We start from the raw sequence: 15668 nt of genomic DNA, 5'->3' as shown, positions 1-15668 counted from the left end.
GCCGCCTCGCAGGCCTGGATGCTGGCGGCGCTGAACTGCACCTTTTCTCCGCCCGCGCGCGCCAGTTCAGTGGCGAAGAGCATGTCCTGCTCGGTGCGCAGGATGCTCTCGAGCAACTTCGCCAGGGGTGCGCGTAGCGGCAGGCCAGGGTCGGAAGGCGGCTCGGGAGCAGGCGCCGCCAGCAGCACCGGCGGTTCAGGCTCAGGCGCCGGTGGCGGCGCTGGCGCTGGCGCTGGTGGCGGCAACTCGACCAGGATCGGCGGCAACCTGTGGTAGAGCAGGCCGGCCAGGGCGACGCCGGCCAGCGCCAGGGCCGCCAGTGGGCCGTGCAGGCCGCTGTCCAACAGCAGCAGGCCGGCTGCGGCCAGCGCCGCCGTCGCTTGCAGCAACGCCGCCAGCGGCTTCTGCCAGTTTCGGGCAGGGGCGTCGGTCTTCTCGTTCATCGTCAGTCTCCCCGGCGTCACAGGCCAATATGTTCCTGGAGGATCTGCGGCTGGCACTTCAGCTCGACGCTGGGCCCGTCGAACACCACCCGTCCCTTGACCATGATCATGCTGCGGTCGGTCAGGTCGAGCAGCACGTTGACGTTCTTGTCCACCACCAGAGTGGCGATACCGCTGGCCTTGATCAGGCGGATCACGTCCCAGATCTCCTTGCGGATCAAGGGCGCCAGGCCCTCGGTGGCCTCGTCGAGGATCATCAGTTCGGGGTTGGTCAGCAACGCGCGGCCGATGGCGACCATCTGCTGCTCGCCGCCGGAAAGGTTGCCGCTCAGGTGGGAGAAGCGCTCGGCCAGGCGCGGGAAGGTCGCCAGCACCCGCTCCAGGTTCCAGTCGCGGCGCCCGTCCAGGCCCGGGCGGGCGGCCATGATCAGGCTCTCGCGCACGCTCAGGTTGGGGAACATGCCGCGGCCCTCTGGCACATAGCCGATACCGCGGCGGATGATCTGGTGGGTGGCGCGGCCGCTGCAGCGCTCGCCGCGGATCAGCACCTCGCCGCGGCGCGCCGGCGTCAGGCCGAGCAACGAGCGAATGGTGGTGCTCTTGCCCATGCCGTTGCGGCCCATCAGCGCCAGGGTCTCGCCCGGCTGGATCTGCAGGTCGACGCCATGCAGCACATGACTGTTGCCGTAATAGGTGTGCAGGCCGGTGGCCTGCACCAGGGCTTGTGCGCTCATCAGAATTGCTCCTCGCCGTCGCCCAGATAGGCCTGCTGTACCGCCGGATCGTTGCGCACCTGGTCCAGCGGGCCACTGGCCAGCAGCTCGCCGTTGACCATCACGGTGAGACGGTGGGCGATGCTGAACACCGCATCCATGTCGTGCTCGACCAGGACCATGGCGTACTGCTGCGACAGTCTGGCGAGCAGTTCGACCACCCGCGCCGATTCGTCCTTGCCCATGCCGGCCATGGGTTCGTCGAGCAGCAGGAAGCTCGGCTCGGTGGCCAGTACCATGCCGATCTCCAGTTGGCGTTGCTCGCCATAACTCAGGGCATCGGCCAGGGTGTCGCGGTGGGCGGCCAGGCCGCAAAGCTCCAGCGCCCGTTCGGCGCGCTCGCGTACCTCGACATAGGCCTCGCAGCGGCGGAAGAAACGAAAGGAGTTCTTCAGCCGCGACTGCGCCGCCAGCCAGCAGTTTTCCAGGCAGGTGAAGCTGGGAAAGATGTTGGTGCGCTGGAAGCTGCGGCCGATGCCCAGGTGCGACACCCGGTTGGGCGCCAAGCCGGTGATGTCGCGGCCGTGAAAGAGGATCTGCCCGGCGCTGGGCTGAAGATGGCCGGACAGCAGATTGACCATGGTGCTCTTGCCGGCGCCGTTGGGGCCGATGATCGCGTGTACCTCGCAGGGCGCCACGCTCAGGGAAATGTCGTTGACCGCACGCAGGCCGCCGAAGGCCTTGCTCAGTCCGCGGGTTTCTAGAACATGGGCGGTCATACGCCGGCCTCCTTCTTCATCGCGTCGGGGGTGGATACCGTACTTGCGTCGCAGGCCGTGGCTGTGCGCCGGTCGCAGAGCTGCAGCAGCAACCCGGCGAGACCGCGCGGCAGCAACAGAACCATGGCGATGACCACCAGCCCCATGGGCAGCTCCCAGTGCGGGGTCAGGCCGGCGAACAGATGGTGCAGGCCCTCGAAGGCGAAGGCGCCGAAGATGGCGCCGAACAGGCTGCCCATGCCACCGAGGATGACCATCACCAGGGCGTGGGCCGAGAGCTGCCAGCCGACCTGGTCGGGGCTGACGAAACCGTATTGGGTGGCCGAGAGCATGCCGGCGTAGCCGGCGATGGTGCCGGCAATGACGAAGGCCGCCAGCTTGTAGAACAGCGGGTTGTAGCCCATGGAACGGACCCGTTCCTCGTTGTGCTTGATGCCCAGCAGCACCCGGCCGAACGGCGCGCGCAGGAAGGTGCGCAGCAGCAGATAGACCAGCACCAGGGAGCCGAGCACCAGGTAGAACAGGCTGCGCGGGTTCTCCAGGTCGAGCAGATGCACCCCGGCGATGGCCACCTCGGGCTTGAGGAACAGGTAGATGCCGTCCGAGCCGCCGGCGAAGGCCGAGTCGTGGAACAGGTAATAGAGCATCTGCGAGAAGGCGATGGTCGCCATGATGAAGAAGATGCCCGAGGTGCGGATGATCAGCAGGCCCATCAGCAGCGCAGCTGCGGCGCTGACGCCCAGGCACAGCAGCAGCGCCAGCCAGAAGTTCACCGCCTCGAACTCCGGGGCGAACAACACCAGGCTGTAGCCGGCGATGCCGAAGAAGGCCGCCTGGGCCAGGCTGACCATGCCGGTCACGCCCACCAACAGGTCGAGGCTGAGAGCGACCAGGGCGAGAATCATGATGTGGGTCAGTTGCTGCAGGTGGAAGGATACTGTCGATCCCAAGCCATAAGCAATTGCTGTTGCTGTTGCTGTTGCTGTTGCTGACAGGACATGGACATGCCATAGCGATCCTACGTGTAGAAGGTCGGGCAAGCGACCAAGCCTTTCACTTCATCACGCGGCACTGCTGCTCGCCCTACGAAATCAATGCGGGTACTACACGTTCCGTAATAAGGGACTGTGGCACCATGCCATAAAGGAAGTTGCTTCGCCTCACCGACTGACGGATAGCGGTTGGTCAGGTCAACTTTCATGGCACGGAAGACGGGGTCACCAGCTACGCAGTTCTTACGACCTTATGTGCCTCTGCTTGAAGATTTCTGCCAGTGGCTATTACGACTGGAGGGATCGTGATCCAAGCCCCGAATGCTCGCCTGATTGCGACCGAGCGAATTCAATGATGGTAAGTACGCCAACGGCCTGCTTTGCCAACTGCCCTACCCGACCGATGACACGCGTTTGATCATTGCAGCGGCACAGGAGGGAATCAAAAGGCTGTAACGAGAGGGTTTCAGCTATGCCAAAGCCCAAGTGTTGCTGCTAGACCTGTGTAAGCGTGATGAGTACACACAGGATCTATTCGCACAGGAACAGCCAGCTCGAACAGAAAAGCTAATGAGCACATTGGATGCAATCAACGGTCGCTGGGGCGCCTTAAATCATCGCACCAAACCATCTTAGAGAGAGTTCACCGTCGCCCCTAACATGGCATAGGTGATGGATATCACCTTTATCCATACCAGCAGGACTGGCTGTGAAGGCAGCATTACTTCGCCTAATCTAGCGCGGCGGGATTAAAAAGGCGCAGAGCCTAGGTGTAGGACTCCGCGCAACGCTCAATCGTTAGAAATGTTAGGCACCTAGCTCGAACAGGGGGCGCTGTCGACGCGGATACAGGCCTCCAGACTCTGGTTGCGCGGCAACAGCCGTGAGAAGTAGACGGTGACGTAGAAATAGCCCGCGTCAATCTTTGTCTGCGCCACAACCGATGTAGCATGCCCGGGTTTTATAGACCGGGCCAAGATTAATGATGCTCGCCAAGTGGGGCCTGAGCGAGAATCACGTGCCTATTCGCCGGGCTCTTAGATACCACCCAGGCAGAGGTACTTGATCTCCAGGTAATCCTCAATGCCGTACTTGGATCCTTCGCGACCCAGGCCGGATGCCTTGATACCACCGAAAGGCGCAACTTCATTGGAGATCAGCCCAGTATTGACGCCGACCATACCGTATTCTAGGGCTTCGGCCACACGGAACACGCGCCCCATATCGCGGGCATAGAAGTACGAGGCCAGGCCGAACTCGGTGTCATTGGACATCGCGATCACGTCGGCCTCGTCCTTAAAACGGAACAGCGGCGCCAGCGGACCGAAGGTTTCTTCCTTGGCTACGGCGGCGTTATTCGGTACGTCAATGAGGATGCTCGGCTCGAAGAAAGTGCCACCGAGGGCGTGCGGCTTACCACCAGCGAGTAGCTTGGCACCCTTGCTAATGGCGTCGGCAATGTGCTCCTGGACCTTGGCCACCGCCTTGGCATCGATCAGAGGGCCGGTGGTGATACCTTCGTCCAAACCGTTACCAATCTGCAACTTAGCTACCGCGATTTTCAGCTTCTCGGCGAAGGCATCGTATACGCCGTCTTGGATATACAGGCGGTTGGCGCACACGCAGGTCTGGCCATTGTTGCGGTATTTGGAGATCAGTGCGCCTTCCACTGCCTTATCAAGGTCGGCATCATCGAATACGATGAACGGCGCGTTTCCGCCCAGTTCTAGCGACACCTTTTTAATGTCCTTGGCACATTCGGCCATTAGCTGGCGACCAATTTCGGTGGAGCCAGTAAAGCTCAACTTGCGCACGATCGGGTTGCTAGTCAGTTCGCTGCCGACTTCGCCAGCACTGCCAGTGATTACACTGAACACGCCTTTGGGGATCCCGGCACGCTCGGCCAGCACTGCCAACGCCAGCGCCGAATAAGGCGTTTGCGACGCTGGCTTGAGCACCATGGTACAACCGGCGGCCAGGGCCGGGCCGGCTTTACGGGTGATCATGGCTGCCGGGAAGTTCCAGGGTGTAATCGCTGCCGTTACGCCGATGGGCTGTTTGATCACGATCAGGCGTTTGTCCGGTTGGTGGCCGGGAATTACGTCGCCATACACGCGCTTGGCTTCTTCGGCGAACCACTCAAGGAAGGACGCCGCGAAAGCAATTTCGCCCTTGGCTTCGGCAAGTGGCTTACCTTGCTCCATGGTCATGAGACGACCCAGGTCGTCCTGGTTTTCAATCATCAGTTCAAACCAGCGGCGCAGTTTGTTGGCGCGGTCTTTAGCTGTCAGTGCACGCCAGGCTGGCAGGGCATGATCTGCTGCTTCGATGGCTCGACGGGTTTCCGCTGCCCCCATCTTCGGCACACTACCCATAACTTCGTTGGTGGCCGGATTGGTGACCTGAATGGTCTGGCCGCTGTCCGCGTCCAACCAGGTTCCGTCGATATAAGCCTGTTGGCGGAACAATTGGGTATCTTTGAGTTGCATGGCGTGCTCCTTCGCAGACTGCATTCAGTGCTGCTCAGCTATTTTCCAAGCTATGAATTTAAGCCGAGGAGAGCCACATAAAAGCAATTCTCTCCTCCCCCGGATTGATCTAACCAACCCACTGAGTGGTGTCGTCCAGCGCCCTGGCAAAGCGCTCTACAATCATTCCGACTTCCTGTTCGTTGACGATTAACGGCGGGCAGAAGGCCACGGCATCACCCATGGCGCGAGTAATCATGCCGTGTTCCTGGGCTCTGCCGGCCATGTAGCGTCCGAGGGTGCCTAGCGCCTGATACGGCGCCTTGCTCACGCGATCGCCAACTAGTTCTACCGCAGCGATCAGTCCACAACCGCGAATTTCGCCCACCAAGGGATGATCGATGAAATGCTGTAGGCCGCTGCGCAACAACTGGCCCATTTGCGCCGCATGCTCGACCAGGCTCTCCTCTTCAATAATCTTCAGGTTCTCCAAGGCCACGGCAGTAGCTACCGGATGACCGCTGCCGGTGAACCCATGCCCAAGCGCGCCAAGCGCTTGGCTCTGATCAGCGATGCCCTCAAATACTGGGGCATTGATCAGAATCGCCGCTATCGGCTGATAAGAAGATGACAGTTGCTTGGATAACACCATGATGTCCGGCTGGATACCAAAGGTCTGGCTGCCAAACATCTGCCCGGTACGCCCAAATCCACAGATTACCTCATCGGCGATAACCAGGATGTCGTACTTACGGCAAACTTTCTGGATCTTCTCCCAGTAGGTACGAGGCGGCACTATGACACCGCCAGCGCCCATCAATGGCTCGCCAATGAACGCTGCGATAGTCTCCGGGCCTTCGGCGAGAATCTTCTGCTCGAGCTCGACGGCAAGGCGGTCAGCGAAATGCTCTTCACTTTCACCGGCAAGGGCGAAACGATAATGGTGCGGGCAGCCGACATGCAGGAAGCCTGGAAGCGGCAGGTCGAAACCGCGCTGGTTGCCTGGAAGGCCAGTCAAGCTTGCGCTGGCGACGGTGATGCCGTGGTAGCCGTTGACCCGACTGATGAACTTCTTCTTGGCTGGTTTGCCTAGAGCGTTATTGAGGTACCAGACCATCTTCACTACAGTATCGTTAGCCTCGGAACCGGAGTTGGTGAAGAACACCTTACTCATAGGCACCGGCGCCATCTCGATCAGCTTTTCGGCTAACTCGATACTCGGGCGATGCGATTTGTGACTGAACAGGTGATAAAACGGCAGGGTGTTGAATTGCTGCTCAGCTGCCTTGATCAGACGTTGATTGCTAAAGCCAAGCGCGGCGCTCCACAACCCAGCCATCGCCTCGATATAACCCTTGCCCTGATCGTCATAAACATAGATACCCTCCCCGCGCTCGATGATCAGCGGGCCAAGCTCCTGATGAAGGCGAGCATTGGTGTAGGGGTGCAGTTGATACTGAATGTCTTTTTCTGGCAGCGAGGATACTGACTGGTTCATGGGGCGCTCTCAATATGACTAACAAGCATGGTTTCTGGGAGTAGCCTTATAAGTAGGCATCCGGCTTTTGATCACAATCACACACTTCAATTCGGTAACGAGTTCAGTAACGATGACTTGGCTCGGGGACGTTAAGTGCACTAGCCGATAGCCTATTAGACTGAGCCGGTGCGGGGCTTGTCGTCTTGCGCACAGTCTTGTTCGTTCCAGTGCACTGCCGAATTCGCCCCGCACTGCCTCATGCGGGATGTTGGTTTTTTACAAACCTGGGTAGCCCCTGCAGCTGTGCATCAATCTGCTTGATGATGTAGGCGCCTATGGGAATTGCAGAGGTAGCCGCCGGCGATGGTGCATTGCAGACGTTGACGCTACGGCGGGTATTGCGGAACAGGAAGTCCTCGATCAACTTGCCGTCCGCTGAAACCGCTTGGGCGCGGACGCCGGCCGGGTAAGGCTTGAGATCCTGCAGCGTTAAGCTGGGGCAGTACTTGCGTACTTGCTGTAGATAACCACGCTTGAACAGCGAGTTTTTCATCTCGATCAGGCCGGGCCGCAGATTGTCCTTGAGCACTTTAAGAATGCCCGGATTGGTGAGCATTGCGAACGTGTCGGACAAAGATATGTCACGCTTGCGATAGCCCTCACGCTTGAGTGCCAGCACAGCATTGGGACCGACTGTCACACTGCCGTCGATCATTCGCGTCAGGTGCACGCCGAGGAACGGCATGGAGGGATCGGGAATCGGGTAGATCAGGTGATTGACGATCCGGTTGTGCTGCTCAGGCAGCAAATAGTATTCGCCACGGAACGGGCAAATGCTAAAGCCAGGATCTAAGCCCAGTAGACATACAATGCGGTCGGCCATCAGACCCGAGCAGGTCACCAAAAAGCGTGCAATGACTTCTTCATGCTGGGTTTTAACCCGCATCTCCGTGGCGCGCTCTTCCAGGCCGATGACTTCGCTGTCGTAGCGAATCTCGCCACCGTGCCTCTGGAACTCGCGAGCCATGGCAGCGGTGACCTCGGCATAGTTAACGATACCACTGGAGGGCACGAAGATCCCGCCGATTCCGGTGATGTTCGGTTCGCGTTCCTTCAGTTGCTCCGCAGACAGCCACTCGCGCTCCAGACCATTGGCTGCAGTGCGCTCCCAAAGCGCGCGCATGCGCTGCATTTCCACCTCATTGGTGGCGACCAGCAACTTACCGCACTCATCGTAGATAATGCCGTGCTCGTTACAGAACGATTTGGTAGCACGGTTGCCTTCCAGGCAGAACTTCGCCTTCAAGCTACCCGGCGTGTAGTAGACGCCGGCGTGGATGACCCCGCTATTGTGCCCCGTCTGATGCTTAGCTGGCCCGGACTCTTTCTCGAGCAACAAGATTTTCGACTCTGGGTAGGCCTTGATTAATTGCATGGCAGTCGACATGCCGATAATGCCGCCCCCGATGATCACAAAATCGTACACCGCTATCACCTCTACTCGATCTGTTTTGCCCCGTGGACAAACGACAAGGGCTAAACCGCGCAGCCCCTGTTCAATTAATGGCAATTATTGGCCTTGCTGATGGCCGAGTTTGGGGTAACTGAAGTAACCGCGCTGGCGCATCAGTTCACGGCGCAGCCCAGGGTGAGGGGTGAAACGATCGCGGCCATGCAGCCAATACAGGTTATTAATCAGCAGGAAGCAGCCAACTGGCACCGGCACGGAAAGCTTCTGTTTACTGCCCTCCAGGGAGATAGACAGGTCGGTCAGCCAGTTGCCCTCGTCGAAGTCTTTGGGCTGAACAAATTGATCGATATAGCGAATAGTCGGCCGCCCTTCGGCGTCGACATCAAAGATCGAATGGAACACGTCCGTATCGACCCTTTTACTCGGCGGCGCGGTCCAGCGCATGACGCGCCGTGCTAGCGGATGATGGAAGAAAGCATGGCGATCCTCCCAGTCGTCCAGATGCAGGATCAGCGAGTTGCCACCTTCGATATTCTGCTCATCGATCTTCATCATCAGCACGTAGTCGGTGATCTGATCGACGAAAGTACCATCGTTGTGCAACTCCATTACCCGGTGAGGTTGGCGCAGGTAGCTGTCCGAATTATCGACGTTCTCGACCACGAAGCGTGCGTAGAACTGGCCGCTCATCGCATCAAAGTTCGACCGCCCCAGCAGGTGGGCCACAGCAGTCGAGAATTTGACCATATCATCAGCTTGTGCCACATCATTCAGGGCCTCCTGCTTGATTAACAGCCCTCCGGTGGCACGATCCATTAGGGCGTTGAGTAGCACCGGGCGCAGGCTGTTACCGCAGAGATCGTCAAGAATTTTGGCGAAGCGAAATCGCAAGAAGGACTTGTATTCCAGCGCCTGCACCGGCCACTCGGCCACTGCTACACAGAAAGCCTCTATCGTCGCCTTAGTGAAGGTCAGCTCGAACAAACGGGGCGACTGAGCGGAGGGTGAAAGAGAAAACCCCTTAACGGCGGTCGGTAGCGGCATCACAAGATCTTTGAGCTGGGTAAAGGCATTCATGGCAGAGTCCTGACGAAAAAATTGTCTGTACGCCGCCCCGAGATTTACCAGAACAGCCGGACTAAAAATATAGCTATTTTATAAAAATGTCTACGCTTTTATAAAATAGCGACACTCGGCAACTGCATCTCCACTTAGTAAATATTTCTGCAGTTGCGTATGATGGATAAAACCCGTTGAGGAGCATGGTTTATGGATACGCTCGCCCCCCGCCAAAACTCAGCAGTCAGCGGCTATGAGTGGCTCAAGCGGGACATAATTCAGGGCATGTTCAAGCCCGGAGAAAAACTGCGAATGACTGCGCTTAAGGAGCGCTACGACCTAGGCGTAGGCCCTCTGCGTGAAGCGCTATCGCATCTGATTGCGGAAAATCTGGTAGTAGCTATCAGTCAGCGTGGCTACCGCGTCGCTCCTATGTCGCTGAGCGAAATGCAGGACATCTATGACGCACGGGCCAATCTCGAAGCGCTGGTACTTAAGCTCGCCATCGAACGCGGCGATGACGCCTGGGAGGCCCAGGTGTTGGCCTATTCGCATACATTGGCCAAGGTAATGGAGGTCAAGACCCAGGAGCAGATGCTGGAAATATGGGATGCCCGACACAAGGCCTTCCATACAGCTATAGCCTCCGGCTGTGGGTCTAGACACCTGCTGCAGGCGCGCGCCTATCTGTTCGATCAGGCCGAGCGCTATCGCCAGCTGTGGCTGCGGCGCACGGTGCTATCCGAGGAGGCCTTGTCCCTGAAACGTCAAGAGCACAGCGAACTGGTAGAAGCTATCCTTGCCCGTGACGCAACGCGAGCAAGCGCCATGATGCAGGCTCATCTGATGACACCAGTACCGATCATCGAAGGGATCATGCGCAACAGCAACCTGAGAGCATCCCAGTCCGCCCCTGAAATCATGGGATAGTTACCGTGTCTCGCCCTTAGAGGGGGTGCCTGCGGAATTTCAGCATGTTTTTTGCAGGACAGACCTGAAGCAATTACTACCCAACACCATAGCTTTGCACCTAGCATGGTTCCGTCTTACGCTTGTGAAGCCTGCGCCGCTCTCAGCCCGCTCGCGTGAACCTAAAACAATAAGCTTGGCTTGATCAGCAACACCAGCTACGCATGAGTTTGCCAATGCAGACGACAAAGGCTTACCCAAGTTAGCGCCCGTATGGAATATCAGACGCCGATATATAACTGGTACTCCCGCAACGGTGAAAAGGCGTGGAGCCTTTATGGGGAGCTACGCCGAGTGACTTCTAATCCCCCAGAGCACATTGACAATAAAGTAACCGGCTACGGCTTTAACGAAACGGCTCGGGCTTCACTGGCAGTACAACTAAAGTGCTGGCGAAAATGCCGGGAAAATTGTGCCTGATCACTGAACCCCCAACGATATGCCAGCTCACCGATTGATAGGTGGCAGTGGGGATCACGTAGGCGTTGATATACAGCCTCCAATCGTTTCAGGCGAATCCATTCACCGAGACTGTAGGGCGTACTGAAAAATAATTTATGCAAATAGCGAACCGATAAGCCGCAGGCCTGAGCAATATGCTGCGGGTTTAGTTCAGCTGAACACAAGTTTCGGTCGATGTAGTGCTCGATACGCTGCAAATGCAGGGCAGCTAGACTCGAACTCTCACTATTAAGGACGCGCTCATCTTGGCGCAGAGCCATTAACAACGTCGAAAGCACCTGTTCCAGCAGCATATGACGGGCATCCGCATCGCATTCGTCGAAGCGCGCGGCACACATCGCCAGTTGATCAACAAAAATTCGTCCCAATCCACGCCGAGCCTCGAAACAGAAACGGGTGTAGCGCTCGGCTCCACGTATCTGTCCATGTAGCGCGCGCTCAGGCAGCTTGAATACCCAAAGGTCGTTGTCGCAGGAGTAGTGAAAACGATAAGGCGCATCGCCTCGCTCGAAGATGAACCCACCTGGCTTACAATGGAGCTCACGACCGTCTTGCTCGAAGTGTACTTCGGTAAGGCGCGGCACTGTTACAAGGTAACAGGGTTCAGTATCTTCGCTAACCTGGCTCTCGCTGCGCGAATAGCCTAGCTGACTGGAGCGCAGGCGCGATAACGCCAACGGCGTACTGCCCGTTTTCCAAATTTTCAGGCTGCCTTGGAAAATGGCGCTGGAATTGAACTCCAACGACAATGGAAAATATGTATTGCCGATGGCTTCGGCCCAACGCGATTGCCTTTCTCCCTCAGGCCAATACCGCGTAGACAATTGATCTGTCATGAAAGGTCCTCAATTTGTAGTTATTATGAGGGCGGCACCAACGGTGAATGCCGTCGGTGCCGTTGTTACACAATCCTTTGTTAAAAATCCCTGACGGTCAATGACCGGGAGTCAGTTCATATGTGGCCGAGGGATCCAGACTGACCCGCCAGCCCGGTGGAACAACGATGTTTGTGGTCGCTTCCTCAATCACACAGGGACCTTGAATAATCTGCCCTACTTCTATGCGGTCGCCGTTGTACACAGGCGTGTCCTGCCAATCGTCTTGCGCATTGAACAGCATCGGACGATGACCAGCCGGAATCGCGGCCGTTGCCTTGAGCGGGGTTGCAAGTTCAGGCATTGGTGGACGCTGTAACCGCGCGATCACCGAGCACTCTAGATTAACTAGTTCGACCGGGCTGTTAGGCTCACTGAAGGAAAACAGCGCCTTGTGCCGCTGGTGGAAGGATTCGCGCAGGGCCGCCAGGCTGCTACGGTCGAGCCGGTCGCAGCTCAGTTCGACGCTGCACTCGTGGATCTGTCCGAGGTAACGAATCTCCAGGCTGTACTGGCATTCAATACGATTGTCACCACCGAAACCATCGTCTCGCAGGTTCGTCATACCACGCTCGCGTAACTGCTGCAGGGCCTGGTTTAGTTGCTCCAAATCGACGAACTCGTCATCCAAACGCATCGGCAAAGTAGTCAGCTGATCATAGCGGATGTCAGAGAGAATCTGGCCGAAGGCGCACAGCCCCGAAGCCACCTTGGGAATCAGCACAACCTTGCTGCCGATTTCCTCAGCTAGTCGCATCACGTGCATGCCCGCTGCACCACCGGCACCGATCAGGGCGAAGTCACGGGGATCATAACCACGCTCAATGGACACGCGGCGGATACCACTAACCATGCTCAGGTTAACCAGGGTAATGATACCGACGGCCGCGCGCTCGACACTGATACCCAGCGGTTCGGCAATTTTACTGCGGATCGCATCGATCGCGGCTTGTCGATTTAGACGGATGCTGCCACCGAGCAGTGCACCATCAGCCAGATAACCGAGCGCCAGGTTAGCATCGGTTACAGTCGGCTCGACCCCACCCTTTCCATAACACACAGGCCCGGGGTTAGCCCCGGCACTGCGTGGACCGACCTGGAGCATGCCGAAGTCGTCAAAGTGGGCGATCGAGCCACCGCCGGCGCCAAGGGTTTCCACCTGAATCATTGGCACGCCGATACGGTAACGGAGGAAGTCGCTGTCTTTGCTGAAGTTGGTGCGACCGCCTTTGCTAAGAGTGATGTCGAACGAGGTACCACCCATATCGACGGTGATTACGTTGTCGATACCGAATGGCTGGGCCACGCACAAGCCGGCTTGCGGGGCAGATGCCGGACCGGAGTTGATCGCGTTGACCGCCCGCTCACGCATTACCACGCCAGGAGCCAGACCTCCGTTGGACTGGAAATAGCGGGTAGGCTGCTGCGCGCCCAGCTCCTCGAACAGCGCGTCGATGCGTTCGATATAACGACCCATCACTGGGCTAAGGTAGGCGTTGACCACGGTTGTCGAGGTGCGTGTGTATTCGCGAATCTGCGGGAACACCTCGTGGCCGCTGCAGACAAATACGTCAGGTAAAGCCGCACGCACCATAGCCATAGCGCGCTGCTCGTGACTAGGGTTGCGCACCGACCAGACGAAGGAGATCGCCACCGCCTGCACCTGTTGTTCGCGGAAGTAGTCGATGGCGGCATGAATCGCCGCCTCGTCTAGCGGGCTGAACTCGCTGCCGTCACTGATAATACGCCCGCCGATTGGACGGCGCAGGTGGCGCGGCACTAACATATGCGCCGGTGGATAAGTGGCGTCATAGCGATGGCCATCTTCTTTGTGGCCAAGGCGAATTTCCAGGCTGTCTTCATGGCCATCGGTACACAGCAGGCCCACCTTGACCCCGGTCTTTTCGATCAGTGCGTTGAGCGCCACAGTCGTCCCGTTGATGCACAGATCGCAGTCGGCAATGATCTCGGCTGGTGTACGGCCGAGGGCATCGGCGATTTGCGCCAGACCGTTGCGTATGGCCAGGGTGCCGTCATGTGGGGTGGACGGCGCCTTGAACAACTGCACGTTGCCCTGATGGTCGGCGAGGATGAAATCAGTGAAGGTGCCGCCGGCATCGATGCCCAGGCGATATTGTTGTTTGCTCATTTTCGAATTCTCTGCATTGCTCAAAGGGGCTGTGCTCAGTGCGCGGCTCGGTGTGCGTGGGTTGCGGCTTCATCGAGTTGGCCGTTGCCGTCAATCACTACGCCGTATTCAAGGCGCGCGCCGTCAATCGAGACCAAGCCGTTGCGCACATCGGCTAGAACCGTGGCCAGCGGACGACGTAGTGGGTCGCCATAGCCACCACCGCCCGGGTTGACGTTGATTACGCGCTCACCTGGTTGTGCGGTCAGCAGAGTGTTCTGGATGTAATGGTCTTCCTCACCGTCGACATGTCTATGGATCAAGCGGCCGAGCTTGGGCTCGAGCAGAACATTCTTCGCCCCTGCCGCACCGGCGGTAGGCAGCTGCCGGCCCTCACCGAAACCGACCACGGTCATGGCGTGCTTCAGCGGCTCGAGCTCCAGGCGAGTACCAGAGCCACCGCGGAATTCACCGGCGCCACCACTGTCGGTCATCAGGCTGTAGCGGTGTATCAGTACCGGATAGGAGTACTCAAGCAGTTCGATATCGCCGGACATCAGCGCGCCGAAGCAGCACAGCGGGCCGCAAGCAGGCCAACCATCCATAGCCTTGTTAGCGCCAGCGCCGGAGATGACCGAGGCCAGCACCATGGTCACATATTCATCGTTGTTGTTGCGTGGGTCGTGCCCAGCGATATTGATCCCGCTGGCATGCCCCCAGGAGGCGGTCACACGCTCCGGAGCCGCCTGTTCAAGGGCCAGACGCACGGCATCGGCGAGGGTTTCCATCGGAGTAGTGGTGCAGTTGACGTGCGGTGCCGGCTCCTGGGCGTTGCACAGAGTACCGGACGGGCCAAGGTCTACACTCACGCAGCGATAGAGGCCTTCATTGTAGGGCGGTGGCACCTGGGCGAACATCATCAGTCCGAGGTAAACCCCGGAGATCGAATTGCCCGCGTAGGAGTTGATGAAGTAAGGCACCTGCGGCGGGCTCTCTATCAGAACGTGCGCCTCGTCGCCGCGAATTTCCACCTGGGCAGTGATCGACAATTCTCCCAGACCATGACCGGAGTCTTCGAGAATGGCAGTGCCGCTGTAGAAACCGTCTGGCACATCACGCAACAATGCGCGCATATGACGGTCTGCCATATCTTTCAGCTCGGTAATGCACGCTCGGACCTGGTCGACGCCATAGCGATCGAGCAACTCGATCAGGTGACGCTCGCCCACGCTGCAAGCACCGTACTGGGCATTCAGATCGCCTTCTTGATAGGCGCGGGCGCGCATGTTGGTCAGCAGCAGGTTGATTACGTCTTCCCGGCGCTGGCCCTGGGCCCACAACTTGACAGGCGGGATGCGCAGGCCCTCTGCGTAGATTTCTTTTGCGTCCGGGTTGTAGCCGGCCGGTACCGGGCCGCCAATATCGGTCAGGTGGCCCTTGCAGACCGTCCAGAACACCAGCTCGCCCTTATAGAACACCGGTTTGTACATGCAGCAGTCGAGGATATGACTGCCCATGTAGGCTGGATCGTTATGATAAATAACATCGCCCTCGGCAATCTCATCACCGAAGAAGCCAGCAACGCATTTCATCGCTGGGATAAGCGAACCGAGATGAATAGGAATGTCCTGGCCTTGCAGGATCATTTCCGGGAGGTGATCGAAGAGTGCGTTGGAATAGTCGTGGGCGAGGTTGAACACGCTCGAGCGACTGGTCTTTTCCAGCGTCAGGGTCATTTCTCGCTGGGCTGTTTCGAGCGCACCGCGCACGACTGCCAGGGTGATCGGGTCTACTGTGTTCATGGGTCACCACAAATCTTGTTTTTGTCT

The 15668-nt window shown here is 58.3% G+C and carries 11 protein-coding genes and 1 pseudogene; 1 reads left to right on the top strand and 11 read right to left on the bottom strand.

Annotation, left to right across the window (positions count from 1 at the left end):
• Positions 1 to 460 precede the first annotated feature (460 nt).
• The 8 genes and pseudogenes from K5H97_RS14060 to glaH form a co-directional block, all read right to left on the bottom strand.
• Positions 461 to 1177 (bottom strand): ABC transporter ATP-binding protein, encoded by a 717-nt coding sequence (locus K5H97_RS14060; RefSeq protein WP_024075421.1) that lies wholly within the window; start codon positions 1175 to 1177, stop codon positions 461 to 463.
• The gene (locus tag K5H97_RS14055) at positions 1177 to 1935 is read right to left on the bottom strand and encodes an ABC transporter ATP-binding protein (protein ID WP_023048108.1); all 759 of its coding nucleotides are present in this window, start codon (positions 1933 to 1935) and stop codon (positions 1177 to 1179) included. Before K5H97_RS14055 ends, K5H97_RS14060 begins: the two co-directional genes overlap by 1 nt.
• Positions 1932 to 2885: a branched-chain amino acid ABC transporter permease gene (locus K5H97_RS14050; protein ID WP_024075422.1), complete on the bottom strand. Its 954-nt coding sequence runs from the start codon at positions 2883 to 2885 to the stop codon at positions 1932 to 1934. The genes K5H97_RS14055 and K5H97_RS14050 overlap by 4 nt, the downstream gene beginning before the upstream one ends.
• Positions 2867 to 3178: pseudogene (locus tag K5H97_RS29650) on the bottom strand (endonuclease); the annotation flags it as partial. The gene K5H97_RS14050 and the pseudogene K5H97_RS29650, both read right to left, overlap by 19 nt.
• 786 nt (positions 3179 to 3964) lie before the next feature.
• Positions 3965 to 5416 carry an NADP-dependent succinate-semialdehyde dehydrogenase gene (gene gabD / locus K5H97_RS14045; protein ID WP_024075423.1) on the bottom strand — a complete coding sequence of 484 codons (1452 nt, stop codon included), beginning with the start codon at positions 5414 to 5416 and terminating at the stop codon, positions 3965 to 3967.
• Positions 5417 to 5525: 109 nt separating this feature from the next.
• Positions 5526 to 6893, bottom strand: coding sequence for an aspartate aminotransferase family protein (locus tag K5H97_RS14040; RefSeq protein WP_023048105.1), 1368 nt, complete (start codon positions 6891 to 6893; stop codon positions 5526 to 5528).
• Between the two features lie 238 nt (positions 6894 to 7131).
• Entirely contained in the window at positions 7132 to 8361 is a 1230-nt protein-coding gene (gene lhgO, locus K5H97_RS14035; RefSeq protein ID WP_023048104.1) for an L-2-hydroxyglutarate oxidase, read from the bottom strand.
• A gap of 84 nt (positions 8362 to 8445) precedes the next feature.
• Positions 8446 to 9423 carry a glutarate dioxygenase GlaH gene (gene glaH, locus K5H97_RS14030; protein WP_023628647.1) on the bottom strand — a complete coding sequence of 326 codons (978 nt, stop codon included), beginning with the start codon at positions 9421 to 9423 and terminating at the stop codon, positions 8446 to 8448.
• Positions 9424 to 9615: 192 nt separating this feature from the next.
• On the opposite strand from glaH, the gene csiR reads away from it, so the two are divergent.
• Positions 9616 to 10335 (top strand): DNA-binding transcriptional regulator CsiR, encoded by a 720-nt coding sequence (csiR, locus tag K5H97_RS14025; protein ID WP_023048102.1) that lies wholly within the window; start codon positions 9616 to 9618, stop codon positions 10333 to 10335.
• 377 nt (positions 10336 to 10712) lie between these two features.
• Here the strand turns inward: csiR and K5H97_RS14020 are convergent, their stop codons facing one another.
• The 3 genes from K5H97_RS14020 to capB all read right to left on the bottom strand — a co-directional run bounded on the left by K5H97_RS14020 (position 10713) and on the right by capB (position 15641).
• On the bottom strand, positions 10713 to 11672 hold the full coding sequence (locus K5H97_RS14020; protein WP_033902870.1) for an AraC-like ligand-binding domain-containing protein: 960 nt from the start codon (positions 11670 to 11672) through the stop codon (positions 10713 to 10715).
• 97 nt (positions 11673 to 11769) lie between these two features.
• Positions 11770 to 13860 carry a caprolactamase subunit alpha gene (gene capA / locus K5H97_RS14015; RefSeq protein WP_028688851.1) on the bottom strand — a complete coding sequence of 697 codons (2091 nt, stop codon included), beginning with the start codon at positions 13858 to 13860 and terminating at the stop codon, positions 11770 to 11772.
• Positions 13861 to 13895: 35 nt separating this feature from the next.
• On the bottom strand, positions 13896 to 15641 hold the full coding sequence (gene capB / locus K5H97_RS14010; protein ID WP_024075427.1) for a caprolactamase subunit beta: 1746 nt from the start codon (positions 15639 to 15641) through the stop codon (positions 13896 to 13898).
• Between the last annotated feature and the right edge of the window lie 27 nt (positions 15642 to 15668).

It is taken from the genome of Pseudomonas mosselii (assembly GCF_019823065.1).
In the GTDB taxonomy this organism is placed as follows: domain Bacteria; phylum Pseudomonadota; class Gammaproteobacteria; order Pseudomonadales; family Pseudomonadaceae; genus Aquipseudomonas; species Aquipseudomonas mosselii.
Note: the sequence above shows the minus strand (reverse complement) of the source record. Positions and strands in the feature narration are given on the sequence as shown.

What these genes read in the sequence shown, in the direction of transcription:
- csiR (WP_023048102.1), top strand. Translation starts at nt 9,616, where the DNA reads ATGGATACGCTCGCCCCCCGCCAAAACTCAGCAGTCAGCGGCTATGAG.
- K5H97_RS14060 (WP_024075421.1), bottom strand. Translation starts at nt 1,177, where the DNA reads ATGAGCGCACAAGCCCTGGTGCAGGCCACCGGCCTGCACACCTATTAC.
- gabD (WP_024075423.1), bottom strand. Translation starts at nt 5,416, where the DNA reads ATGCAACTCAAAGATACCCAATTGTTCCGCCAACAGGCTTATATCGAC.
- K5H97_RS14020 (WP_033902870.1), bottom strand. Translation starts at nt 11,672, where the DNA reads ATGACAGATCAATTGTCTACGCGGTATTGGCCTGAGGGAGAAAGGCAA.
- K5H97_RS14040 (WP_023048105.1), bottom strand. Translation starts at nt 6,893, where the DNA reads ATGAACCAGTCAGTATCCTCGCTGCCAGAAAAAGACATTCAGTATCAA.
- capB (WP_024075427.1), bottom strand. Translation starts at nt 15,641, where the DNA reads ATGAACACAGTAGACCCGATCACCCTGGCAGTCGTGCGCGGTGCGCTC.
- glaH (WP_023628647.1), bottom strand. Translation starts at nt 9,423, where the DNA reads ATGAATGCCTTTACCCAGCTCAAAGATCTTGTGATGCCGCTACCGACC.
- K5H97_RS14055 (WP_023048108.1), bottom strand. Translation starts at nt 1,935, where the DNA reads ATGACCGCCCATGTTCTAGAAACCCGCGGACTGAGCAAGGCCTTCGGC.
- capA (WP_028688851.1), bottom strand. Translation starts at nt 13,860, where the DNA reads ATGAGCAAACAACAATATCGCCTGGGCATCGATGCCGGCGGCACCTTC.